This window comes from Microvirga yunnanensis, from assembly GCF_025460875.1.
On the sequence record NZ_JAMXFI010000011.1, the window covers coordinates 90,861 to 112,929 of the forward strand.

22 protein-coding genes and 1 riboswitch are annotated in these 22,069 nt (G+C 70.7%); of the genes, 20 read left to right on the forward strand and 2 right to left on the reverse strand.

All coding sequences use genetic code 11. From position 1 onward, the window contains the following. Positions 1 to 10: 10 nt before the first annotated feature. Positions 11 to 198: riboswitch (cobalamin riboswitch) on the forward strand. A gap of 31 nt (positions 199 to 229) precedes the next feature. From NF876_RS08125 to cobJ, 9 genes are read left to right on the forward strand one after another with little or no spacing between them, the layout of a single operon-like run. Beyond that, positions 230 to 406, forward strand: coding sequence for a CbtB domain-containing protein (locus NF876_RS08125; protein ID WP_262268297.1), 177 nt, complete (start codon positions 230 to 232; stop codon positions 404 to 406). Positions 407 to 417: 11 nt separating this feature from the next. Further along, positions 418 to 1,194, forward strand: a complete 777-nt coding sequence (locus NF876_RS08130; protein ID WP_262268298.1) for a CbtA family protein — start codon at positions 418 to 420, stop codon at positions 1,192 to 1,194. A 3-nt stretch (positions 1,195 to 1,197) separates the two neighbouring features. Then, positions 1,198 to 1,608 carry a DUF1636 family protein gene (locus NF876_RS08135; RefSeq protein WP_262268299.1) on the forward strand — a complete coding sequence of 137 codons (411 nt, stop codon included), beginning with the start codon at positions 1,198 to 1,200 and terminating at the stop codon, positions 1,606 to 1,608. A 25-nt stretch (positions 1,609 to 1,633) separates the two neighbouring features. Further along, positions 1,634 to 2,668, forward strand: coding sequence for a cobalamin biosynthesis protein CobW (gene cobW / locus NF876_RS08140; RefSeq protein ID WP_262268300.1), 1,035 nt, complete (start codon positions 1,634 to 1,636; stop codon positions 2,666 to 2,668). Between the two features lies 1 nt (position 2,669). Further along, positions 2,670 to 6,209, forward strand: a complete 3,540-nt coding sequence (gene cobN, locus NF876_RS08145; RefSeq protein ID WP_262268301.1) for a cobaltochelatase subunit CobN — start codon at positions 2,670 to 2,672, stop codon at positions 6,207 to 6,209. Continuing rightward, positions 6,206 to 7,504 (forward strand): precorrin-3B synthase, encoded by a 1,299-nt coding sequence (cobG, locus tag NF876_RS08150; RefSeq protein ID WP_262268302.1) that lies wholly within the window; start codon positions 6,206 to 6,208, stop codon positions 7,502 to 7,504. Before cobN ends, cobG begins: the two co-directional genes overlap by 4 nt. After that, the gene (locus tag NF876_RS08155) at positions 7,501 to 8,130 is read left to right on the forward strand and encodes a precorrin-8X methylmutase (protein WP_262268303.1); all 630 of its coding nucleotides are present in this window, start codon (positions 7,501 to 7,503) and stop codon (positions 8,128 to 8,130) included. The genes cobG and NF876_RS08155 overlap by 4 nt, the downstream gene beginning before the upstream one ends. A 4-nt stretch (positions 8,131 to 8,134) precedes the next feature. Continuing rightward, positions 8,135 to 8,878, forward strand: a complete 744-nt coding sequence (locus NF876_RS08160) for a precorrin-2 C(20)-methyltransferase (protein WP_262268304.1) — start codon at positions 8,135 to 8,137, stop codon at positions 8,876 to 8,878. Beyond that, positions 8,875 to 9,639 (forward strand): precorrin-3B C(17)-methyltransferase, encoded by a 765-nt coding sequence (gene cobJ / locus NF876_RS08165; protein WP_262268305.1) that lies wholly within the window; start codon positions 8,875 to 8,877, stop codon positions 9,637 to 9,639. The genes NF876_RS08160 and cobJ overlap by 4 nt, the downstream gene beginning before the upstream one ends. Here cobJ and NF876_RS08170 read toward each other — a convergent pair. Beyond that, positions 9,621 to 10,373 carry a cobalt-precorrin-6A reductase gene (locus NF876_RS08170; protein WP_262268306.1) on the reverse strand — a complete coding sequence of 251 codons (753 nt, stop codon included), beginning with the start codon at positions 10,371 to 10,373 and terminating at the stop codon, positions 9,621 to 9,623. The two genes, cobJ and NF876_RS08170, sit on opposite strands and share 19 nt — an antisense overlap. Before the next feature lie 37 nt (positions 10,374 to 10,410). On the opposite strand from NF876_RS08170, the gene cbiE reads away from it, so the two are divergent. The 3 genes from cbiE to cobM are packed head-to-tail and all read left to right on the forward strand — an operon-like array spanning position 10,411 to position 12,778. Then, the gene (gene cbiE / locus NF876_RS08175) at positions 10,411 to 11,625 is read left to right on the forward strand and encodes a precorrin-6y C5,15-methyltransferase (decarboxylating) subunit CbiE (RefSeq protein ID WP_262268307.1); all 1,215 of its coding nucleotides are present in this window, start codon (positions 10,411 to 10,413) and stop codon (positions 11,623 to 11,625) included. Next, positions 11,604 to 12,008: a cobalamin biosynthesis protein gene (locus tag NF876_RS08180; protein ID WP_262268308.1), complete on the forward strand. Its 405-nt coding sequence runs from the start codon at positions 11,604 to 11,606 to the stop codon at positions 12,006 to 12,008. The genes cbiE and NF876_RS08180 overlap by 22 nt, the downstream gene beginning before the upstream one ends. After that, on the forward strand, positions 12,005 to 12,778 hold the full coding sequence (cobM, locus tag NF876_RS08185) for a precorrin-4 C(11)-methyltransferase (protein ID WP_262268309.1): 774 nt from the start codon (positions 12,005 to 12,007) through the stop codon (positions 12,776 to 12,778). Before NF876_RS08180 ends, cobM begins: the two co-directional genes overlap by 4 nt. An 11-nt stretch (positions 12,779 to 12,789) precedes the next feature. Here the strand turns inward: cobM and NF876_RS08190 are convergent, their stop codons facing one another. Then, positions 12,790 to 13,893: a cobalt-precorrin-5B (C(1))-methyltransferase gene (locus tag NF876_RS08190; RefSeq protein ID WP_262268310.1), complete on the reverse strand. Its 1,104-nt coding sequence runs from the start codon at positions 13,891 to 13,893 to the stop codon at positions 12,790 to 12,792. Positions 13,894 to 13,964: 71 nt separating this feature from the next. On the opposite strand from NF876_RS08190, the gene cobA reads away from it, so the two are divergent. From cobA to NF876_RS08230, 8 genes are all read left to right on the forward strand, one after another. Continuing rightward, positions 13,965 to 14,759: a uroporphyrinogen-III C-methyltransferase gene (gene cobA, locus NF876_RS08195; protein WP_262268311.1), complete on the forward strand. Its 795-nt coding sequence runs from the start codon at positions 13,965 to 13,967 to the stop codon at positions 14,757 to 14,759. Positions 14,760 to 14,815: 56 nt separating this feature from the next. Next, the gene (locus NF876_RS08200; RefSeq protein WP_373696631.1) at positions 14,816 to 16,132 is read left to right on the forward strand and encodes a cobyrinic acid a,c-diamide synthase CobB; all 1,317 of its coding nucleotides are present in this window, start codon (positions 14,816 to 14,818) and stop codon (positions 16,130 to 16,132) included. An 87-nt stretch (positions 16,133 to 16,219) separates the two neighbouring features. Then, positions 16,220 to 16,381, forward strand: coding sequence for a hypothetical protein (locus NF876_RS08205; protein ID WP_262268312.1), 162 nt, complete (start codon positions 16,220 to 16,222; stop codon positions 16,379 to 16,381). A gap of 358 nt (positions 16,382 to 16,739) precedes the next feature. Beyond that, entirely contained in the window at positions 16,740 to 16,940 is a 201-nt protein-coding gene (locus NF876_RS08210; RefSeq protein WP_262268313.1) for a hypothetical protein, read from the forward strand. 175 nt (positions 16,941 to 17,115) lie between these two features. Then, positions 17,116 to 19,167, forward strand: a complete 2,052-nt coding sequence (locus NF876_RS08215; protein WP_262268314.1) for an AMP-dependent synthetase/ligase — start codon at positions 17,116 to 17,118, stop codon at positions 19,165 to 19,167. After that, positions 19,164 to 19,964: an ABC transporter ATP-binding protein gene (locus tag NF876_RS08220; RefSeq protein ID WP_262268315.1), complete on the forward strand. Its 801-nt coding sequence runs from the start codon at positions 19,164 to 19,166 to the stop codon at positions 19,962 to 19,964. Before NF876_RS08215 ends, NF876_RS08220 begins: the two co-directional genes overlap by 4 nt. An 18-nt stretch (positions 19,965 to 19,982) precedes the next feature. After that, entirely contained in the window at positions 19,983 to 20,933 is a 951-nt protein-coding gene (locus NF876_RS08225) for a branched-chain amino acid ABC transporter permease (RefSeq protein ID WP_373371374.1), read from the forward strand. A 12-nt stretch (positions 20,934 to 20,945) separates the two neighbouring features. Next, on the forward strand, positions 20,946 to 22,031 hold the full coding sequence (locus NF876_RS08230; RefSeq protein ID WP_262268317.1) for a branched-chain amino acid ABC transporter permease: 1,086 nt from the start codon (positions 20,946 to 20,948) through the stop codon (positions 22,029 to 22,031). Positions 22,032 to 22,069: the final 38 nt, after the last annotated feature.

Genomic DNA, 22,069 nt, shown 5'->3' on the forward strand with positions numbered 1-22,069 from the left:
CGCCGCCCCGGTAAGCATGGACGGGACGGTGCCCCGGCAACGGGGTGAAAAGGGAATGCGGTGAGACACCGCGGCTGCCCCCGCAACTGTAAGCGGCGAGCCTTCGCTCCAAATGCCACTGGAACCACGTTCCGGGAAGGCGGTAGCGCAAAGCATCGACCCGTGAGCCAGGAGACCTGCCGTCATCGTGCAACCCAAATGCCGCCGGAGGGGTGGCCGAGAGGTATCCATGTCGACCCTGACCCATCACGTTTCCGTCACCGCTTCGTCTCAACGTCTCGTCGCCATCCTGACGGCGGCGACCTTCGGCCTTGCGCTCGTCTTCATCTCGGGCTTCGCCTCGCCTGAAGCCCTGCACAACGCGTCGCACGATTGGCGCCACTCGCATAACTTCCCCTGCCACTAAAGGGGATCGCCATGACATTGCGGGTCTTGAAGGCGGCCTTGGTCGCAGGGTTTCTGGCTGCCTGCGTGGCTGCGACCCTCCAGGTCTTCCTGACGTCTCCCCTGATTCTCCAGGCCGAGACCTATGAAAAGGCCGCCGCGCCGGAGGCGCATGCCGCCGGATACGGCGGCCTGCTGCATCTGGCCCATACGGGTCACGCCCCCGCCGACGGTGCGGACGAGGGTGGCTGGGAGCCCGGCGAGGGATTGCCCCGGATCGCGTTCACGGCTCTTGCCACGTTGGTCAGCGGCGTCGGCTATGCGGCGATTCTCGCAGCCCTGATGCTGGCTGCCGGTCGCGAGCTCAACCCGCAGACGGCCCTGCGGTGGGCCATCGGCGGCTTTCTCGCGGTCAACCTCGCGCCCGCCGTCGGGTTGCCTCCGGAGCTTCCGGGAATGGGAGGTGCACACCTTGCGCAGCGGCAGATCTGGTGGATCGGCACCACCCTTGCGACGGGGCTCGGCCTCTATCTGATCACGCAGATGCGACACAACGCGGCGATCGGCATCGGTCTCGTCGCCATCGTGCTCCCCCACCTCATCGGAGCCCCGCATGCAGAGGCGGCATCGAGCGACGTCCCGGCCGTGCTTGCCGCGCAATTCGCGGCCCGTTCCCTCGCCGTTGCGTTCGCCTTCTGGGCAACCCTCGGACTTGCCCTCGGCTGGTCGTGGGTGCAGCACGTCGATCGCACGAGATCGGGCCTCCCCACTCAGGCTGCTCCCGTCCCCGGCGAACACAAGGCCGTTTAGCCCATGACCTCATCGCAAGAGGAGATCTGCCATCAGGAGATCTGCCTGCACGTCTGCGTCACCTGCCGCGAGGCGGGTGGCCCGGACGACAAGGCGCTCCGGCCCGGCGCCGTGCTGCACCGGGCCCTCGCGGAGGCGCTCGCCCGGCCCGATGCGCCCAAGGTGCGCGTGGAGGCGGTCGAGTGCCTGTCCGTGTGCAAGCGCCCCTGCACGATCGCCGTCTCGGCTCCCGGACGCTGGACCTACATCTACGGCGACCTGAACGCCGAGACCTCCGTCGAGACGATCCTCGACGGCGTGCGGCGCTACGCGGCCACGTCCGACGGCCTCGTGCCGTGGCGCGAGCGGCCCGAGGCCTTCCGCAAGGGCGTCGTCGCCCGCATCCCCCCGATCAAGACCAGCAGCGCGGCCTGACCGAGGCCGCCGAAAGGCTCAACCTATGAGCGATCTCAGCAAGATCCCCTGCACCATCGTCACCGGATTCCTCGGTGCCGGCAAAACCACCCTGGTGCGCCACCTCCTCGAGAATGCGGGCGGACGCCGCATCGCGGTTCTCGTCAACGAGTTCGGCGACCTCGGCTTCGACGGCTCCTTCATCGAAGGCTGCGGCATCGAGGGCTGCACGAAAGAGGACATCGTCGAACTGCCCAACGGCTGCCTGTGCTGCACGGTGGCGGACGATTTCGTCCCGGCCCTGAACACCCTGCTCGACCGGCCGAACCCGCCCGAGCATATCCTGATCGAGACCTCGGGCCTCGCCCTGCCCAAGCCGCTGGTGCGCGCCTTCAACTGGCCGGACATCCGCTCCCGGGTGACGGTCGACGGGGTGATCGCCGTGGTCGACGGGCCGGCCGTGGCCTCGGGAGCCTTCGCGGAGGATCCGGAAGCCCTGGAGGCGCAGCGCCGGGCGGATTCCTCCGTCGATCACGAGAACCCGCTGGAAGAGGTGTTCGAGGACCAGCTTCTCTGCGCCGACCTGATCATCCTCAACAAGACCGACCAGATGGCCGCCGGGGACCGGGGGAAGGTCCTGGCCGAGATCGAGGAGCACCTGCCCCGCGCCGTGAAGGTGATCGAGACCGCGCACGGCAGGGTCGACCCGACGGTCCTGCTCGGCCTCGGGGCGGCCGCGGAGGCGGACCTCGAGTCCCGCCCCTCGCACCACGAGACCGCCGACGACCACGACCACGACGATTTCGACAGCATCGCGGTGCCGGTCGGCGCATTCGCCACCCCGGAGGCGCTCGTCGCCCGCGTCGAGCGCGCCGCGGAGGCTGACGGCGTGCTGCGGATCAAGGGCTTCGCGCCCGTCGACGGCAAGCCCATGCGCCTCGTGGTCCAGGGCGTCGGCACGCGCGTCGCGCATCACTTCGACCGGCCCTGGAAGGCCGGCGAGACCCGCGACGGGCGCATGGTGGTGATCGGCCTCAAGGGCTTCGACCTGAAGGCCGTCGAGGCTGCGCTGCGCGGGTGACATGCACCTCCTTCCGGTCACGGCGATCTCCCTCGACGAAGGCCAGGAGGCCGTCGACCTCCAGCAGCCGCCGGGGGATGTGGTGGTGCTGTCCTTCGCGGACAGCGACCTCGGCGCCCTGGCGGAAGCCCGAAGGCCGGCGGCGGGCGGAGCCTCGCTCCGCCTCGCCTCCCTGCGCCGCCTGCGCCATCCGCTCTCGGTCGACCTCTATATCGAGAAGACCGCCGCGAAGGCGCGCTTCGTGCTCGTGCGCTGCCTCGGCGGCCTCGACTACTGGCGCTACGGCATCGAGCACATGGCCCGGGCCTGCCGGGCCCACGGGGTGAAGCTCGCGGTGCTGCCGGGCGACGACCGGGCCGATCCGCGGCTTTCGGCCTACGCGACCGTTCCCGAGGCGCTCTGCGACGAGCTCGACGCCTATTTCCGGGCCGGCGGCATCGACAACATGCGCCGCCTGCTCGCCCGCATCGAGGCCGAGATCGGCCTGTCCGATGCGGCGGCGGAGCCGCCCCGCGCGGCCCCGCGCGCTTTCGCCTGGGCGCCGGCGGGTCCGTCTGGTGGCAGGGAGCCCGGCTCCGAATCCGATCTCGGGAGACAGGCTCATCCGGAGCCGACACCCTCCTCACGTCATCTCCAGGCCTATCCCGGTGATCCCGATCCTGTGAACCTCGGCGTTCCTCCGATCGGGATGGCCGGGACAAGCCCGGCCATGACAGCGGGGGAAGCCTACGATGCGGCGGCCACCGGGAAGGCGGGCTCCGGCGTCGAAGCCTACACCGTCGCATCCCCCGAAGCCGTCCTCGCCCGCATCGAGGCCGGGCGCCCGCTGGCCTATCTCGTGGTCTACCGCTCCTCCGTTCTCTCCGGCGACACGCGGGCCGTCGAGGCCCTGTCGGACGCGCTCGCCGGGCGGGGCATCGACCCGCTCGTGCTGGCCGTGTCGAGCCTGAAGGACCCGGACGCCGTCGCGGTGGTGCGCCGGGCGATCCGGGCGCGCCGCCCCGACGTGATCGTGACGACCACGGCCTTCTCCTCCCGCGACGGGCAGGACTTCGTCCTCGACGAGGCCGATTGCCCGATCCTGCAGGCGATCCCGGTCGGCAGCGCCAGGGACGCCTGGGAGGCGTCGCCCCGCGGCCTCTCGGCGGCCGACCTCGCCATGCAGATCGCCCTGCCCGAATTCGACGGGCGCATCGCGGCGGCGCCCATCTCGTTCAAGACCGAGGAGCCCGCCGATCCGGCGCTCGCCTTCTCGCGCCGCGCGCAGGCCCCCGATCCGGCCGGCATCGACGCCGTGGCCGACCTGGCGGCCGCCTGGGCGCGCCTTGCCCGCACGCCGCGCCGCGAGCGCCGTCTCGCCCTGGTCCTGTCCGATTACCCGGCGCGCGGCGGCCGCGCCGGATTCGCGGTCGGGCTCGACACCCCGGCGAGCGCCTGCGCGATCCTCGACCTTCTCGAGGGAGCCCGCTACGCGGCCGGGCGGGATGTCACGGCCGACGGCCTGATGCCGCGTCTGACCGAAGGCGAGCCGTCCTTCGCGGTTCCGCTCGCCGCCTATCGGGCGTGGCTCGACACGCTTGCGCCGGACGAGCGCGCCGCCATCGACGGCCGCTGGGGCGGCCCCGAGCGCGATCCCGCCTTTGCGGACGGCGCCTTCCGGTTCCGCGCGATCCGCGCCGGGAACGTCCTCGTGGCCCTACAGCCGGACCGGGGCCACGGCCGCGACCGCAAGGGCGCCTATCACGATCCCGAATGCCCGCCGGGCCACGGCTATCTCGCGTTCTATCTCGGGTTGCGGACGATGGAGCGCATCCATGCCCTCGTCCATCTCGGCACCCACGGCACCACCGAGTGGCTGCCCGGCAAGGCGGTGGCGCTGTCCTGCGCCTGCTGGCCGCGACGCGCCGTCGGGGCCGTGCCGGTGATCTACCCGTTCATCGTCGACGATCCGGGCGAGGCCGCGCCGGCCAAGCGCCGGATCGGGGCGGTCACGGTGGGCCATCTCACGCCGCAGGTCGCGGAATCGGGCCTGCACGGCGAGGCGGCGGCCCTGCGCGAGCTGGTCGAGGAGTTCTCCTCCGCCCAGGTGCTCCATCCGGGCCGGGCCGCCCTCGTGGCGGGCGAGATCCTGGAGCGCGCCAGGACGAGCGGGCTTGCCGATGCCTGCGGGGTCCGGGACGGCATGCCGATGGACGAGGCCCTGACGCGGCTCGACGCCCATCTCTGCGACCTGGGCGAGGTGACGATCCGCGACGGGCTGCACGTGTTCGGCCACGCTCCCGCCGGTTTCGAGGCCTGCGCGGCCGGCGAGCGCGAGGGCCTGCTGAAGGCCCTCGACGGCCGCTTCGTCGCGCCGGGCCCGTCCGGTTCGCCCTCGCGGGGCCAGACCGACGTGCTGCCCACCGGGCGCAACCTCGCGACGCTCGACCCGCGGGCCATCCCCACCCGGGCCGCTACCGAGCTTGGGCAGCGGGCGGCGGCGGAAGTGGTGCGCCGCCACCTGCAGGAGGAAGGCGACTGGCCGCGCCGGATCGTCATGGATCTGTGGGCATCCCCCACCTTGCGCTCGGGCGGCGAGGACATCGCCCATGCGCTGGCGCTGATGGGCGTGCGCCCGACCTGGGACCATGCCTCGACGCGGGTGACCGGGTTCGAGATCGTCCCGCAGCCGCTCCTCGACCGGCCGCGCGCCGACGTGACCCTGCGGGTCTCCGGCGCCTTCCGCGACACCTTCCCGGACCAGATCGCCCTGCTGGACGCCGCCGCCCGCGCGGTGGCGGCCCTCGACGAGGACGACGAGTGGAATGCGCTCGCGGCCGCGCGCCGGCGCGGTGAGGCCTTGTCCCGCGTCTTCGGCTCCGCCCCCGGCACCTACGGGGCGGGCGTGTCGGCCCGGGCCCTCGACGGGGACTGGGACGCGAGGGACGATCTCGGCCGCACCTATCTCGACGGCACCTCCCATGCGCTCACGGCCGACGGCGGGGCGCGGGAGGATGGCAGCTTTCCCCGGCGGGTCGGGCAGGCGGAGGCCTTCGTCCATGTGAGCGACGTGGCCGAGCGCGACATCCTGGACGGGGATTCCGCCGCCGATGCCGTCGGGGGCTTCGCGGCGGCCGCCCGGTCGCTCGGCGCCGCCCCGGCCGTCTACAGCCTCGACACGAGCCGCCCGCAGGCGCCGAAGGCCCGCACCCTGGCGGAGGACATCGACCGCCTCGTGCGCGGCCGCCTCGCGAATCCGCGGTGGATCGAAGGCCAGCTCCGGCACGGCTGGCGCGGCGGGGCCGAGATCGCCCAGGCGGTCGACGCGCTCTTCGCCTTTGCGGCGACGACGGACGCGGTTGCGCCGTCCGCCTTCGATTGCGTCTTCACGGCCGTGACGGCGGACGGGACCGTCTGGGAGCGGATCGAAGCCTCCAATCCCGATGCCGCCCGGGCCATCCGGGCGCGTCTCGCCGAGGCCCGCCGCCGCGGCCTGTGGCAGAGCCGCCTCAATTCGGTGGCAGCCTTCTTCGACGATGAGCGCAAGGAGGCGGCCGAATGAACGCCCTGCCCGTCGACACGAGGCGCCGCGGCTGGTGCCCGGGCGTGCGCCGCCCCATGGCGACCGGCGACGGCCTGCTCGTGCGCCTGCATCCCTTCGCCGGCGGCCTCACGGCTGCAGGGGCGCGCCTCGTCGCCGAGGCGGCCCGGGCCCATGGCAACGGCCATCTCGACATCACGGCCCGCGGCAACCTGCAGATCCGCGGCGTGAGCGACGAGACCTATCCCGGCCTGCTCGCGCTCCTCGACCGGCTGGGCCTGGCCGAGCCCGAGGGCGACGGCCCGCACCGTCTGACCGTCCTCTCGCCGCTCGCCGGCCTCGACCCGCTCGACCGCTTCGACCCCATGGCCCTGGCCCGGGCGGTCGAGAGCCTGGGCGCGGTCGGGGACGGGTTGCCGGCCAAGGTCTTCGTCGCCGTCGACGGCGGCGGCGCCATGCCCCTCGACGGCCTCGGGGCGGATCTTCACCTGACGGCGGCCGGGACCGGCGGCGTCGCGTTCGGCGTGCCCTCGGCCGGGGACCTGCGCGGCATCGGCACGGCATCACCGGCCGACGCTCCGGACGCCGTCCGGGCGATCCTCGCAGGCTTTGCCGCCCTGCGGCGCACGGGCGGGACCGAGGCGCGCCGCCTGCGGGACCTCGGCCCGGACCTCCTGGACGGTCTGGCGGCATCCGCGGGTCTGGCTCCGGGACCCGCGACGCTCCGGCGCGGGGCGCCCCCCCGCGCGGGGATCCTCTCCGCGGCCGACGGCAGGGCCGTGCTTCTCGCGCTGCCGTTCGGCCGCTGTCGCACCGGGCAGCTGATCCAGGCGGCCGGGTGGAGCGAGCGCTTCGGGACGGGGGAGATCCGCCTGTCCTTCACCCGGGGCATCCTCCTGCCCGGATTGTCGGACCGGGACGTCCCGGCGCTTCTCGACGAGGCCCGGCAGGCGGGCTTCGTCACCGATCCCGGCGATCCCCGCCTGTCGCTGATCGCCTGCCCGGGACGGCCGGACTGCGCCGGCGCCGCGACGCCCGCCCCGGCGGACGCCCTCCGGCTCGCCGCGGCCTGCCCCGACCTGCTGGCCAGGGGCGTCACCGTTCACGTCTCGGGCTGCCCGAAAGGCTGCGCCCATCCGGGCAGCGCCGATCTGACGCTGGCCGGGCGCCCCGATGGCCGCTATGACGTCGTGCTCCAGGGCGCGACCCGCGACGCCCCCCTTCTTCACCTCTCCCTCGACGAGCTCATGATCCGCCTGATGCCTGCGAAGACCTCCCACGACCTCGGCGCCGCCTTTCCGGAGCGCTCCCGATGACGAGCCGCGCCTATATCCGGGACGGGGCCGAGATCTATCGCCGCTCCTTCGCGATCATCCGGGCCGAGGCGGACCTGTCCGGCTTTTCCGGCACGGCGGAGCGCGTGGTCGTGCGCATGATCCATGCCTGCGGCATGACCGACCTGCCCAGGGACGTGGAGCTCTCGCCGGATTTCGCCGACGTGGCCGAAACAGCCCTCGCGCGGGGCGCGCCGATCCTGTGCGACGCCAAGATGGTGGCGAACGGCATCACCCGCGCCCGGCTTCCGGCGGGCAACGACGTGATCTGCACCCTCGACGACCCGCGCGTCCCCGACCTCGCCCGCCGGAACGGCAACACGCGCTCGGCCGCCGCCCTGGAGCTGTGGCGCGAGCGGCTCGACGGCGCCCTCGTGGTGGTCGGCAACGCGCCGACCGCGCTCTTCCATCTGCTCGACATGCTCGACGCCGGCGCGCCCAGGCCTGCCGCCGTGATCGGCATCCCGGTCGGCTTCATCGGGGCGGCGGAATCCAAGGAGGCGCTGGCCCGGGATCGCCGCGTCCCCTATCTCGTCGTTCACGGACGGCGCGGCGGCAGCGCCATGGCGGCGGCGGCGGTCAACGCCCTGGCGAACCCGGTCGAGTGAGCCGATGACCATGCAGGATCCCGTCCGCCTCTTCGGCCTCGGCCTCGGCCCCGGCGACCCCGACTACATGACCGTGCGCGCCCGCCGGGTGCTGGAGAGCGCCGACCGGCTGGTCCATTTCTGCAAGCGTGGGCGGCGCGGCAACGCGCGCACCATCGCGGATGCCGTCGTGGGCCCGAACCCGGCACGCGAGATCGCCCTCGCCTACCCGGTCACGACCGAGATCCCGGCCGACCATCCGGACTACGCGGCGGCCCTGAACCCGTTCTACGAGGAAGCGGCCGCGACCCTGCTCGCCGAGGTCGAGGCGGGCCGCACGGTGGCGGTCCTCTGCGAGGGCGATCCCTTCTTCTACGGCTCCTTCATGCATCTCTGGTGGCGCCTGAAGGACCGCCTGCCCATCGAAGTCGTCCCGGCCGTCACGGCCATGTCGGGCGCCTGGACCCACGCGGGCGCGCCGATCACCTGGGGCGACGACGTGCTCACCGTCGTGCCCGGCACCCTGCCCGGGCCCGAGCTGGCACGCCGCCTCTCCGGCACGGATGCCGCCGTGGTGATGAAGCTCGGAAGCCATCTGCCGAAGGTCCGGGAGGTCCTCAGATCCACCGGCCTGTTCGACCGGGCCATCTACGTGGAGCGCGCCACCATGGCCCAGGAGAGGATCGTTCCCCTGCCCGACCTGCCCGAGGATGTCGAGGCGCCGTACTTCTCTCTGATCATCGTGCCGGGCCGAGGGAGGCGCGTGTGACGGGTCTTCTCACCATCGTGGGCCTCGGCCCGGGCGATCCGCGCTACCTGACGCCCGCCGCCTCCGAAGCCCTCGCGTCCGCGACCGACATCGTCGGCTACGGCCCCTATGTGGACCGCGTGCGGGATCGGCCCGGACTGCGCCGGCACGCCTCCGACAACCGGGTCGAGCTCGACCGGGCGCGCTTCGCCCTCGGCCTCGCGGCAGACGGCGCCCGCGTGGCCGTGGTGTCCGGGGGCGATCCCGGCGTGTTCGCCATGGCGGCAGCCGTGTTCGAGGCGGTGGAGAGCGGCGAACCGGCCTGGCGCGGCCTCGACATCCGCGTGGAGCCCGGCATCACGGCGATGCTCGCGGCGGCGGCCCGGGTCGGCGCGCCTCTGGGCGGCGATTTCTGCGCCATGTCCCTGTCGGACAACCTCAAGCCCTGGGAGGTCGTCGAGGCACGCCTGAGGGCCGCCCTCGCGGCCGATTTCGTCGTGGCGCTCTACAACCCGATCTCCTCCGCGCGCCCCTGGCAGCTCGGGGCGGCGTTCGGGATCGTGTCGGAGATCCGCCGCCCCGACACGCCGATCATTCTGGCGCGGGCCGTGGGCCGGCCCGACGAGCGGATCAGGATCCTCCCGCTGGCGGAGGTGGACTCGTCCATGGCCGACATGTCGACCATCGTGGTCATCGGCGCGTCCACCACGCGCCTGATCGAACGGACCGCCGCCGGGGAACCGTGGGTCTATACGCCGCGCTTCTATGGGGTTCGGCCATGAAGCCGCGCCAGCCAGTCGAGCGCCGCGTCGGCGGTCGCGACTTCCTCGATCCCGGGCGGCTTCCCCGGACGCTTCACCACGATGACCGGCAGGCGGAGCGACCGCGCCGCGAGGATCTTCGGATAGGTGGCGGCGCCGCCGGAATTCTTCGTCACCACCACGTCGATGCGCTCGCGCTCCATGAGACGGCGCTCGCCCGCTTCGTCGAAGGGTGCGCGATCCTGAATCGCGATGACATCCGGTGCCGTCAGGGCATCGCCGATGGGCTCGATGGTGCGCACCACGTAGGTGTGCTGGGGCGCAGCCGCGAAGGGCGCGAGCTCGAGACGGCCAACCGTCAGGAAGACACGACGAGGGGCCCGACCCAGCGCATCGACGGCGGCCTCCATGGACGGAACCTCGGTCCAGCGGTCGCCCTCCTGCGGAGTCCAGGCCGGGCGGCGCAGGGCCACCAGCGGCACGCGAGACCGCCCGCAGGCCTCGGCCGCGTTGCGGGAGATCACGGCCGCGAAGGGATGGGTCGCATCGACGACGGCCTCGATCCGCTCGTCGCGCAGAAAGGCCCCGAGACCCGTCGATCCTCCGAAGCCGCCGATGCGGGTGGGGACCGGCATGGGACGGGGATCGCTGGTGCGGCCGGCCATGGACAGGAGCGGACTGAACTCGGATCGGCCCGACAGCCGCGCCGCGAGCGCGGAGGCCTCCGTGGTGCCGCCCAGAATGAGGATGCGCATGAACTCCTTGTCCCTGAATTCTGAGCCGGAGTCGAGCATGGCGCCGCGCCGCCCCTGGCTCACGATCCTCGGGATCGGCGAGGACGGGCGTGCGGGGCTCTCGCCCAAGGCGCTGGCGGAACTCGATCGCGCGGAGGTCGTCATCGGGGGCGCGCGCCATCTCGCTCTCGCGGCCCCGGTGGCCGCGCAGACGATCCCCTGGCCGAGCCCCTTCGCGGACGGCTATGCCATGGTCCTCGCCCGGCGCGGCCGGCCCACCTGCGTTCTCGCGACGGGAGACCCGTTCCATTACGGCGTCGGCGCCGAACTCGCGCGCCTCGTCCCGGCCGAGGACATCCTGTGCCTGCCGCATCCCTCCGCCTTCAGCCTGGCGGCCGCACGCCTGGGCTGGTCCCTGCCGGACTGCGACTGCGTGAGCCTGCACGGACGGGCGCTCGAGCGGATCATTCCCCGTCTGCAGCCGGGCGCCCGCATCCTGGCCCTGTCATGGGACGGCTCGACGCCGGGCCAGGTCGCCGCGCTCCTGAAGGCGCGCGGCTTCGGAGCCTCGACCGTGACCGTGTGCGAAGCCCTGAATGGCCCGCGCGAGCGCGTCCGGCGCTCCGTGGCGGCCGATTTCTCCATCCCGGACGTCGACCCGCTCAACACCGTTGCGATCGACGTCGTGGCGGCAGCGGATGCCCGCATCGTGACGCTCGCGCCGGGCCTTCCCGATGCGTTCTTCGACAGCGACGGCCAGCTGACGAAGGCGGACATCCGTGCCCTGACCCTCGCGGCGCTCGCCCCTCGGGCCGGCGAGCTGCTCTGGGACATCGGGCTGGGCGCAGGCTCCGTCGGAATCGAATGGTGCCTGCGCCATCCGCGCAACCGCTGCATCGGCGTGGAGGAACGCCCCGAGCGCGCCGAGCGTGCCCGCCGCAACGCCCTCGCGCTCGGCGCGACGGCGCTCGACATCCGCCTCGGGCGCGCGCCGGCGGCCCTCGACGACCTGCCCGCGCCGGATGCCGTTTTCATTGGCGGCGGCGCCTCGGAGCCGGGCGTCTTCGATGCCGCATGGGCGGCCCTGAAGCCTGGCGGACGGCTCGTCGTCAACGCCGTGACGCTGGAAACCGAGACGCTTCTCGGCACGCTTCATGCCCGGCACGGCGGCGCGATGCGGCGCCTGGCCGTCTCGCGGCTCGAACCGGTCGGCGGCATGCACGGCTGGCGGGCCGCGATGCCCGTCACGCAATGGGTGGTGACGAAGCCATGATCGTGGCCGGGCTCGGGTTCAGGCGCGGCGTCGCAGCCGGGGAAATCGTCGCTCTCGTCGAGGAGGCGCTGGAACGGGCCGCGCTCGCCCGCGAGGCCCTGACCACGCTCGCGACCCTCGATGTCCTTGCCGACCTGCCTGCCTTCGCGGCGGCGGCCCGGACGCTTGCCGTGACGGCGATCCCGGTCGAGAAGAGCCGGCTGTCCGCCGCGGCGCCGCGCATCCGCACCCGCTCGGCCCGTTCGATCGCCGCCCATGGCGTCGGCTCTGTCGCGGAAGCAGCGGCTCTCGCGGCGGCTGGGCCCGGCGCCGCGCTCATTCTCGACCGTATCGCGTCGCCCTCCGCCACCTGTGCCCTGGCGCGCCTGGAGACCGGCTCATGACCGTTCACTTCATCGGAGCGGGCCCCGGCGCCGCCGATCTCATGACGGTGCGCGGGCGCTCGCTCGTCGAGCGCTGCCCCGTCTGCCTCTATGCGGGGTCCATCGTTCCGCCCGAGATCCTGTCCTGGTGCCCGCCCGGCGCCAGGCTCGTCGACACGGCTCCCCTCGATCTCGACGCGATCACGGCCGAATACGTGCGGGCGCATGAGGGCGGGCAGGATGTGGCGCGGCTCCATTCCGGCGATCTGTCGATCTGGAGCGCCATGGGCGAGCAGCTGCGGCGCCTCGATGCCCTCGGCATTCCCTACACGATCACTCCGGGCGTCCCGTCCTTCGCGGCCGCGGCGGCCGCGCTGGGGCGCGAGCTGACCGTGCCGGAACTGGGCCAATCGGTGGTGCTCACGCGGACCTCGGGCCGCGCCTCGGCCATGCCGGACACGGAGCGGCTCGCCACCTTCGCGCAGACGAAGGCGACGCTCGCCATTCATCTGTCCATCCACGTCATCGAGCAGGTGGTCGAGGACCTGCTGCCATCCTACGGCGCGGATTGTCCGGCGGCCGTGGTCTGGCGCGCCTCCTGGCCCGACGAGAGGGTGATCAAGGGAACGCTGGAGACGATCGCCGCCCTGGTCCGCGCCGAGAAGCTCGAACGCACGGCGCTGATCCTGGTCGGCCGGACCTTGGACGCGAGGGATTTCCGGGACAGCGCGCTCTATTCGACCGGTTACGACCGCCACTTCCGTCCCGGCGGCCGCGAGGACGGCCGATGAGGCATGCGGCGTCAGGCGACCGGATGGAACGGCATGCGGCCGACGAGCCGTCCGTCGCGGTCGAACACCACGACCTCGAGGGCGATGGCGGCCCCGCGCAGAGCCCCGGCGGCCGTTCGCCAGGCATGCTGCGCCACCACGTCGCCGAGCGGGACGCCGAGGCGCTTCCCGGTTTCCAGCACTTCGAGGGCCGTGTTGGCTCCTCTCGCGGCCGCGACGGCGTCGGGCTCCGCGCCCGCCTCGGCGAGGCGCTCGGCCAGCCAGGCGAGATCGACCGCCCCGGAGCGGGAATGGAGGTCGAGCAGGCCCTGGCCGAGCTTCGTCATCTTGGCGAAGCCGCCCGCGACCGTGACCCGCGGGACCGGGTTGCGGCGCAGGTATTTCAGCATGCCGCCGGCGAAATCGCCCATGTCGATCAGGGCATGGTCCGGCAGGTCGTGCAGGACCTGCACGGCCTTCTCGGACGTGGAGCCGGTCGCGCCCGCCACATGATCGAGGCCATCGGCGCGGGCGACGTCGATGCCCCGGTAGATGCTGTGGATCCAGGCCGAGCAGGAATAGGGAACCACCACGCCCGTGGTCCCGAGAATCGAGAGCCCGCCCAGGATGCCGAGGCGCGGGTTGAGGGTCTTTTGCGCAAGCTCCTCGCCGCCCGGAACCGCGATCTCGACCTCGACGTCCAGCGGCCCGCCGACAGCGCGCGCGGCTTCCTCCAGGTTGTCGCGGATCATCTGGCGCGGAACCGGATTGATGGCGGGCTCGCCCGGCGGCAGGGGCAGGCCGGCCCGGGTCACCGTGCCGACGCCCTCGCCGGCCCGGAACGTGACGCCCGAGCCCGGCGCGCCGGGACGGATGGTTGCGATCACCAGGGCCCCGTGCGTCACATCCGGATCATCGCCCGCGTCCTTCACGACGCCGGCCCGCGCGCCGTCCTCCCGGACCTCGCTCGTCGCGAGGGAGAAGGCCGGCCGCGCCCCGCCCGGGAGCACGATCTCGACCGGATCGGGGCAATCGCCCGTCCGCCAGCCCAGATAGGCCGCCTTGGCGGCCGCCGTCGCGCAGGCGCCCGTGGTCCAGCCACGGCGCAGCGATCCGGCGGGTTTACTCTCGTCCATACGCCCTCTTACATCGTCCCCATGAATTCCAACAGCCACCCCGTGAACGCCGTCCGGACCCGGAGGCTCGCATGACCTCCCTGTCCCGTCTCTCGCCCCCCTTCGCTCCCGGCACGGTCTGGCTGGTCGGGGCCGGCCCGGGCGATCCCGGCCTGCTCACGATCCATGCCATGAACGCGCTCGGGGCCGCGGACGTCATCGTGTACGACGCGCTCGTCGATCCGGCGGTGCTGTCCTTTGCCCGGGAGGGAGCGGAGCTCGAGTTCGCCGGCAAGCGCGGGGGCAAACCCTCGGCCGTTCAGCGGGACATCTGCGAGCGGCTCGTCACGCTCGCCCGCGAGGGCAAGCGGGTCCTGAGGCTCAAGGGCGGCGATCCCTTCATCTTCGGCCGCGGCGGCGAGGAAGCGCTGGCCCTCTCGGAGGCCGGCATCTCCTTCCGCATCATCCCGGGCCTGTCCAGCGGCCTCGCGGCCCTGGCGATCCATGGTGTCCCGGCCACCATGCGCAAGACGAACCATGCGGTGATCCTCGCCACCGGCCATGCCGCGCCCGACGCCCGCATCGAGTGGACGGCGCTCGCCCGCACCGGCGCGCCCATCGTTCTCTACATGGCCGTCTCGAACCTCCCGTCGATCGTAGAGGGGCTTCTGGAGGGCGGGCTTCCCGGCGACACGCCCGCGCTCGCCGTGCACGGCGCGACGACCGCGAAAGAGAGCCTGGTGGAAGGAACCCTCGAAAGCCTGCCGCGACTGGCGGAGAACGGCCTCATCCGCTCGCCGGCCATCGTGGCGATCGGGGCGATCGCGGCTTTCCGCTCGGCCATCGCCAACCACCTGCTCGAATTCGCCAGCGAGGCGGCCCAGTGAGCGTCGGCCCAGGACTTCCCATCGCCCCAGGACTTCCCATCGCCCCAGGACTTCCCATCGCCCCAGGGCTTCTGATCGCCGCGCCACGCTCCGGGTCGGGCAAGACGACCGTCGTGCTCGGGCTCCAGCGCGCCCTGGCCCGCCGGGGCGCGAGGGTGCGCGGCATGAAATGCGGGCCGGATTACATCGATCCCGCGTTCCACGCCGCCGCCACCGGGGCGCCGAGCTTCAACCTCGACAGCTTCGCCATGGGCACCCCTTTGCTGGAAAGCCTCGCATCCGAGGCCGGCCAGGGGGCCGACCTCATCGTCGCGGAAGGCTCCATGGGCCTCTTCGACGGCATCCGCCGGGAGACCGGCCGCACCGGCGCCAGCGCCGACATCGCGGCCCTGTTCGGCTGGCCGGTCGTTCTCGTCCTCGACGTGTCGGGCCACGCGCAATCGGCAGCCGCCGTCGCGCTCGGCTGCGCCCGGTTCGACCCGAGGATCGAGGTGGCCGGCGTGGTGCTGAACAAGGTCGCGAGCGACCGCCACCGGCGGCTCGTCGAGGACGGCATGGCGCGCATCGGTGTTCCGGTTCTCGGCGCTCTCATGCGCAACGGCGACCTGGCCCTTCCGGAGCGTCACCTCGGGCTTGTGCAGGCCGGAGAGACGGACGAGCTCGACCAGCGCCTCGAACGTCTCGCCGATGCGGTGGAGGGCGGGCTCGACCTGGACCGGCTCGTGGCCCTGGCCCGCCCGACCCGCCTTCGGTCCCTGAACCCTGGGAGGAGCCTGCCGCCGCCGGGCCAGCGCATCGCCCTGGCCTCGGACCGGGCCTTCTCCTTCGTCTACCCGCATGTGCTCTCGGGCTGGCGCCGGGCGGGAGCGGAAATCGTCCCCTTCTCTCCCCTGGCCGACGAGCCCCCGCCGGACGGGTGCGACGTCTGCTGGCTGCCGGGCGGCTATCCCGAGCTTCACGCAGGCCGCATCGCGCAAGCCGGGCGCTTCCTCGACGGGTTGCGCCGCTTCTCGCAGACGAGGCCCGTCCACGGCGAGTGCGGCGGCTATATGGTGCTGGGCCGATCCCTCGAAGACGGCGACGGCGGCACGCATCCCATGGCGGATCTCCTGCCGGTGGAGACGAGCTACGCCAAACGCCGGATGCATCTCGGCTATCGGGTGGCCTGCCTCGTCGAGGACGGGGCGATGGGCGCGGCCGGCCGGCGTCTCGTCGGCCATGAGTTCCACTATGCCTCGGTCGTCAGGAGCGACGCGTCACGAGACACGGCTTTCGCGACGATCACGGACGCGGAAGGCCATGATCTCGGGACCGCCGGGCATCGCCGGGGGCTGGTCACGGGAAGCTTCTTTCACGCCATTGCGCCGGCATGACGCCGTCCCGGTGCGGTTGCCGGCCGGCTGGGCCGTGAACCTCCCGCCGGTCGGGGCGTTGAAGAGCACCCTGTCGAGGAGATCCCGATGCGCCTTCGAATGATCCTGCCCCTGGCCGTCCTGCTCACCCTGGCCGCCTGCGGCGAAGACGGACCGGACCAGACCGGGAGCACGGACAACGCCAACCAGCCCGGCAACAATTCCGCTCCCGCCAATCCGCGCGCCAACCCGGCGCCTCCGGCGCAGTGACCGTCGACCGCGAGAGCCTCGGACGTGACCCGGAGGGCCGCGTCCGATGCGCGAGCGGCACACAAAGGTCCGCGGACGCGGGGTTCCGGCCACGGTCCTTCTTATCCCATGTTAATGCGCCCGATCCCGGTTCGGGCTCTCCTCCTCCGAACAGGAGGCTCGAGACGGGACGACGCGGCAGAACCGGACCGAAAATCCGGGAACGCCATCGTTTCGCCTCAGGCATAAGTATTGATCCCGGTCAACCTGCAAGGGGTCGGGGAGAACACCTGAGCTTGACGGTCGGACAAGAATCGTCCCGCGCGGCGCGGCCTTCCGGCAAGCTGGTTCATCGCATCCCAGGGTGGTGGAGGCGCTGATGAAAGAGGCATTCCATATCGGGCAGCTCGTCCGGATCACGAGCCCGTCCTCCGGCTATGCGGATCGCCGCATCTACTGCATCGTCTGCCTTGTGCCGGACGACGATGCCCCTCTCTACCGCGTCAAGAATACGGTCGGCATCGAGCACGTCGTGAAGGCCGAAGACATCGAGCCCGCCGCTCTCACGGCCGTGCCGTAGCGGCCGGGCCGTTGCCGAACCGGCCCTGACGCCGCCGAGGCGTTCAGGGTGTATTAGCCCATGGTAGCGGTGGCAGGCACCTTGCCGTCCCCTGACCGGCACGACAGAATACCCTCCAACCAAGCCCGAACGGGCAAGCCGGCACAGATCGGCGGACGCATCGAGGCCTGTCCTCATGCGCCAGAGGAAGCGAAGCCATACCACGCGTTGTCAGAGCGCGCGGCTGCCAGGGAGGTTGACGTCGTTGACGACGGCTGCGGATGCGCGCGCGGACACATTCCCGAAACTGCTGGCGCGCAACGCCCGCCTGCGCCCGACACGCACGGCGTTTCGGCACAAGGATCTCGGGATCTGGCAATCCTGGACCTGGGGTGAGGTCCACGAGATCGTCCGGGCCTATGCCTGCGGCCTGCAATCCCTCGGCCTGAAGCGCGGCGGCAAGATCGCGATCATCGGGTATAACCGCCCCTATCTCTATTGGAGCATCTGTGCCGCTCAATGGCTCGGTGCGATCCCGATCCCGGTCTATGCGGATTCCGTGGCCGACGAGATGGCTTACGTGCTCAGCCATGCGGAAGTGACCCATGCGGCCGTGCAGGACCAGGAGCAGGTCGACAAGATCCTCTCTGTGTCCGACCAGATCCCGCAGCTCCAGCATGTCCTCTACGACGAGCAGAAGGGCCTGCGGGATTACGACCACGGCCGCCTCCACTCCATCCTGTCCGTGGTGGAGGAAGGTCGCGCGCGGCTCGCGGACGACCAGGAGGCCGCCGCGATCGACCGCGCCCTTCAGGAAGGACGCGGGTCCGACCTCGCCATCATTCTCTATACCTCCGGGACCACCGGGCGGCCCAAGGGGGTGATGCTCACATCGGACGCGGTGATCGCCGCCGCCGAGATCGGCTGCGATTTCGACAAGCTCGACGAGACCGACGAGATCATCGCCTATCTGCCGATCGCCTGGGTGGGCGACCACATCTTCTCCTACGCGCAGGCGATCCTGTCCGGGCTCTGCGTCAACTGCCCGGAAAGCCCCGAGACCGTCGCCGAGGACAGGCGGGAAATCGGCGCCACCTACGTGTTCGCGCCGCCGCGCGTCTTCGAGAGCATGCTGACGCTCACCATGGTGCGCATCGAGGATGCCGGCGCCCTCAAGCGGCGCATGTTCCACTTCTTCATCAGCCACGCCAACAAGGTCGGCGAGAAGATCCTGAACCGGGAGCCCGGCGTCGGCGCCTGGGACCGCCTGCTCTGGGGCATCGGCAACGTGCTCGTCTACGCGCCCCTCCGCAACCGCTTCGGCATGACGCGGGTCAAGGTCGGCTATACGGCCGGCGAGGCCATCGGGCCCGAGATCTTCCGCTTCTACCGCTCCATCGGGGTGAACCTGAAGCAGCTCTACGGACAGACCGAGGCATCCGTCTACATCACCATGCAGCCGAACGGCGAGATCCGCGCCGACACGGTCGGGCGCCCCGCCCCGCAGGTCGAGATCCGGATTGCCGACAACGGGGAGGTCCTCTACCGCTCGCCCGGCGTGTTCGTGGGCTATTACAAGGACGACCAGAAGACCGCCGAGACCAAGACCCCGGACGGCTTCGTTCATTCCGGCGATGCCGGCTTCTTCGACCCGAACGGCCACCTCAAGATCATCGACCGGGCGAAGGATGTGGGCCGGATGCGCGACGGGGCGCTCTTCCCGCCGAAATACGTCGAGAACAAGCTCAAGTTCTATCCCAACATCAAGGAGGCGGTCTGCTTCGGCGACGGGCGCGACCATGTGGCGGCCTTCATCAACATCGACCTCGTGGCCGTGAGCAACTGGGCCGAGCGGAACGGCGTGACCTATGCCTCCTATCAGGAGCTCGCCGGGCATCCGCTCGTCTACGACATGATCGAGAAGCACGTGGACGAGGTCAATCGCTCGCTGGCTGCGGAACCGCGCATGGGAGGCGCGCAGATCAAGCGCTTCCTCATCCTCCACAAGGAGCTCGACGCGGATGACGGCGAGCTGACCCGGACCCAGAAGGTGCGTCGCGGGTTCATCGCCGAGCGTTACGCTCCGCTGATCGACGCGCTCTACGACGGCTCCCCGGAGGCCGACATCTCGACCGAGGTCACGTTCGAAGACGGCCGCAAGGGCGTGATCTCCGCACGGGTCAGGATCAGGGACATGCCCGTCTATCCGTCGGCGGAACCGGGATCCGTGCTGGAGGCCGCAGAATGAGAGCGCCGGACCATCCCGTGCAGGCGAAGGGCGACGTGCTGCTTTCGGTCGAGAACGTGTCCCTGGGGTTCGGCGGCGTCAAGGCCCTCACGGACGTGTCCTTCGACATCCGCAAGAGCGAGATCCGCGCCATCATCGGGCCGAACGGCGCGGGCAAGACCTCGATGCTCAACTGCATCAACGGCTTCTATTACCCCACCGAGGGCCGCATCACCTTCAAGGGCGTGAAGCGCCCGAAGATGCGCCCCTACGTGGCGGCGCGCGGCGGCATCGCGCGCACGTTCCAGAACGTCGCTCTCTTCAAGAGCATGTCGACCCTGGACAACATCATGGCGGGCCGCTCCATCAAGATGCATGCGAGCTTCTTCTGGCAGCTCTTGCGCCATGGCCCGGCCATGAAGGAGGAGGTCGAGCATCGCCGCTTCGTCGAGGAGATCATCGACTTCCTCGAGATCCAGCACATCCGGAAGGTTCCGGTGGGACGGCTGCCCTATGGTCTCCAGAAGCGGGTCGAGCTCGGGCGGGCCCTCGCCATGGAGCCGGAGCTGCTGCTGCTCGACGAGCCCATGGCGGGCATGAACCTCGAGGAGAAGGAGGACATGTCCCGCTTCATCCTGGAGGTGAACCAGCAATACGGCACCACGATCGCGTTGATCGAGCACGACATGGGCGTGGTGATGGATCTCTCCGACCGGGTCGTGGTGCTGGAATACGGGCGCAAGATCGCCGACGGCACGCCGGCCGAGGTCAAGAGCGACCGGCGCGTGATCGACGCGTATCTCGGCGTGGCGCACTGAAGGGCCCGGGCGATGGACATGCTGTACAAGGTCTTCATCGAACCCTTCGTCTTCATGGGCGAGGCTCCGGATCTCCTGATCCAGACCCTCTGGGAAGGGCTGGTGTCGGGGGTCCTCTACGCACTGATCGCGCTCGGCTTCGTGCTCATCTTCAAGGCATCCGGTGTGTTCAACTTCGCTCAGGGGATCATGGTCGTGTTCGCGGCGCTGATCCTGGTCGGCCTCTACGAGAAGGGGGTGCCGGCCTTCCTGGCGTTGATCCTCGCGGCGGTCGCCATGCTGGTGCTCGCCATGGTGGTGGAGCGCGTCGTGCTCCGCCCCCTCGTCAACCAGCCCGACATCATCCTGTTCATGGCGACCTTCGGGCTCACCTATTTCCTGATCGGGTTCGGAGAACTCATCTTCGGCGGCAACCCGCGGGAGATGATCACCGAGCAGCTCTTCCTGCCGCAGGGCACGACGGAGATCGATGCCCTCGGCGGCTCCATCCGTCTCCAGCATCTCGACATCGCGGCCGCCGTCATCGCGTCGATCATGATCGGTCTGCTTGCCGTTTTCTTCTCGAAGACCCGCATCGGACGTGCCCTGCGGGCCGTGGCCGACAGCCACAAGGCGGCGCTCTCCGTGGGCATCTCGCTCAACCAGATCTGGGTGATCGTCTGGTTCGCGGCCGGCTTGGTGGCTCTTGTCGCGGGAATCATGTGGGGGGCGCGCTCGGGCGTGTCGTTCTCGCTCCAGATCATCGCCCTGAAGGCTCTTCCGGTGCTCATCCTGGGCGGGTTCACGTCGATCCCGGGGGCCATCATCGGCGGGCTCATCATCGGGGTCGGCGAGAAGCTCGGCGAGTTCTACTGGGGGCCGCTCGTCGGCGGCGGCGTCGAGACCTGGCTCGCCTATGTCATCGCCCTGCTCTTCCTGCTCTACAGGCCGCAGGGCCTGTTCGGCGAAAAGATCATCGAACGGATTTAGGGAGGCGCTTCCGTGCTCTACCGCGAGGCCGGCCAGTTCAAGACCAACTACGTGGCGGACAGCGCGGTCTTCCCCCTGCGGGAAGACCGCATCGGGCTTGGCCTCATCGTCCTGGCCGCCTATGCCCTGGCGTTCCTCGGGAACAGCTTCCTGCTCCAGGCCGTGATGATTCCCTTCCTGGTCTTCTCCCTCGCGGCGATCGGGCTCAACATCCTCACGGGCTATACGGGCCTCCTGTCGCTCGGCACCGGCGCCTTCATGGGCGTCGGCGCCTATGCCTGCTACAAGCTGATGACGGCTTTTCCCGGCGTGAACGTGATCGTCTGGATCTTCGTCTCGGGCTTTTTCTCGGCCGCGGTCGGCGCATTGTTCGGCCTGCCCTCCCTGCGCATCAAGGGTTTCTATCTCGCGGTCGCGACGCTCGCCGCCCAGTTCTTCCTGCAATGGTGCTTCATCCGCATCCCGTGGCTCGTGAACTACAACGTGTCCGGGGCGCTCGATGCGCCGCTGCGCACCCTGTTCGGCATTCCGATCATGGGGCCGAACGCGACGCCCCAGACGCGTTATCTTCTGGTGCTCACCATCGTGATCCTGCTCACCTGGCTCGCGTCGAACCTCGTTCACGGCCGGATCGGGCGCATGTGGATCGCCATCCGCGACATGGATCTGGCGGCCGAGCTCATGGGGATCAGGCCCCTCCAGACCAAGCTCCTCGCCTTCGCGGTCTCCTCCTACTATTGCGGGGTCGCGGGCGCGCTTCTCGTCTTCCTCTGGTATGGAGGCGCGGAATACGACGTGTTCAACATCAACCAGTCGTTCTTCATCCTGTTCATGGTGATCATCGGCGGATTGGGCAGCCTCATCGGGTCCTTCTTCGGCGCGGCATTGATCTTCATCCTGCCGATCGTGCTCGGCATCGTGCTGCCGGCGGCCCTGTCGCCCTTCGGCCTCTCGGTGGGGGCCGACGTGATCGAGCATCTGCGCTTCATGATCGTGGGCGCGCTCATCATCTTTTTCCTGATCGTCGAACCGCACGGACTCGCGCGGCTCTGGCAGATCGGCAAGCAGAAGCTCCTGGTCTGGCCGTTCCCCTACTGACGGACGGCCCGAAGGGAGACGACGACGCGAACCAAGAA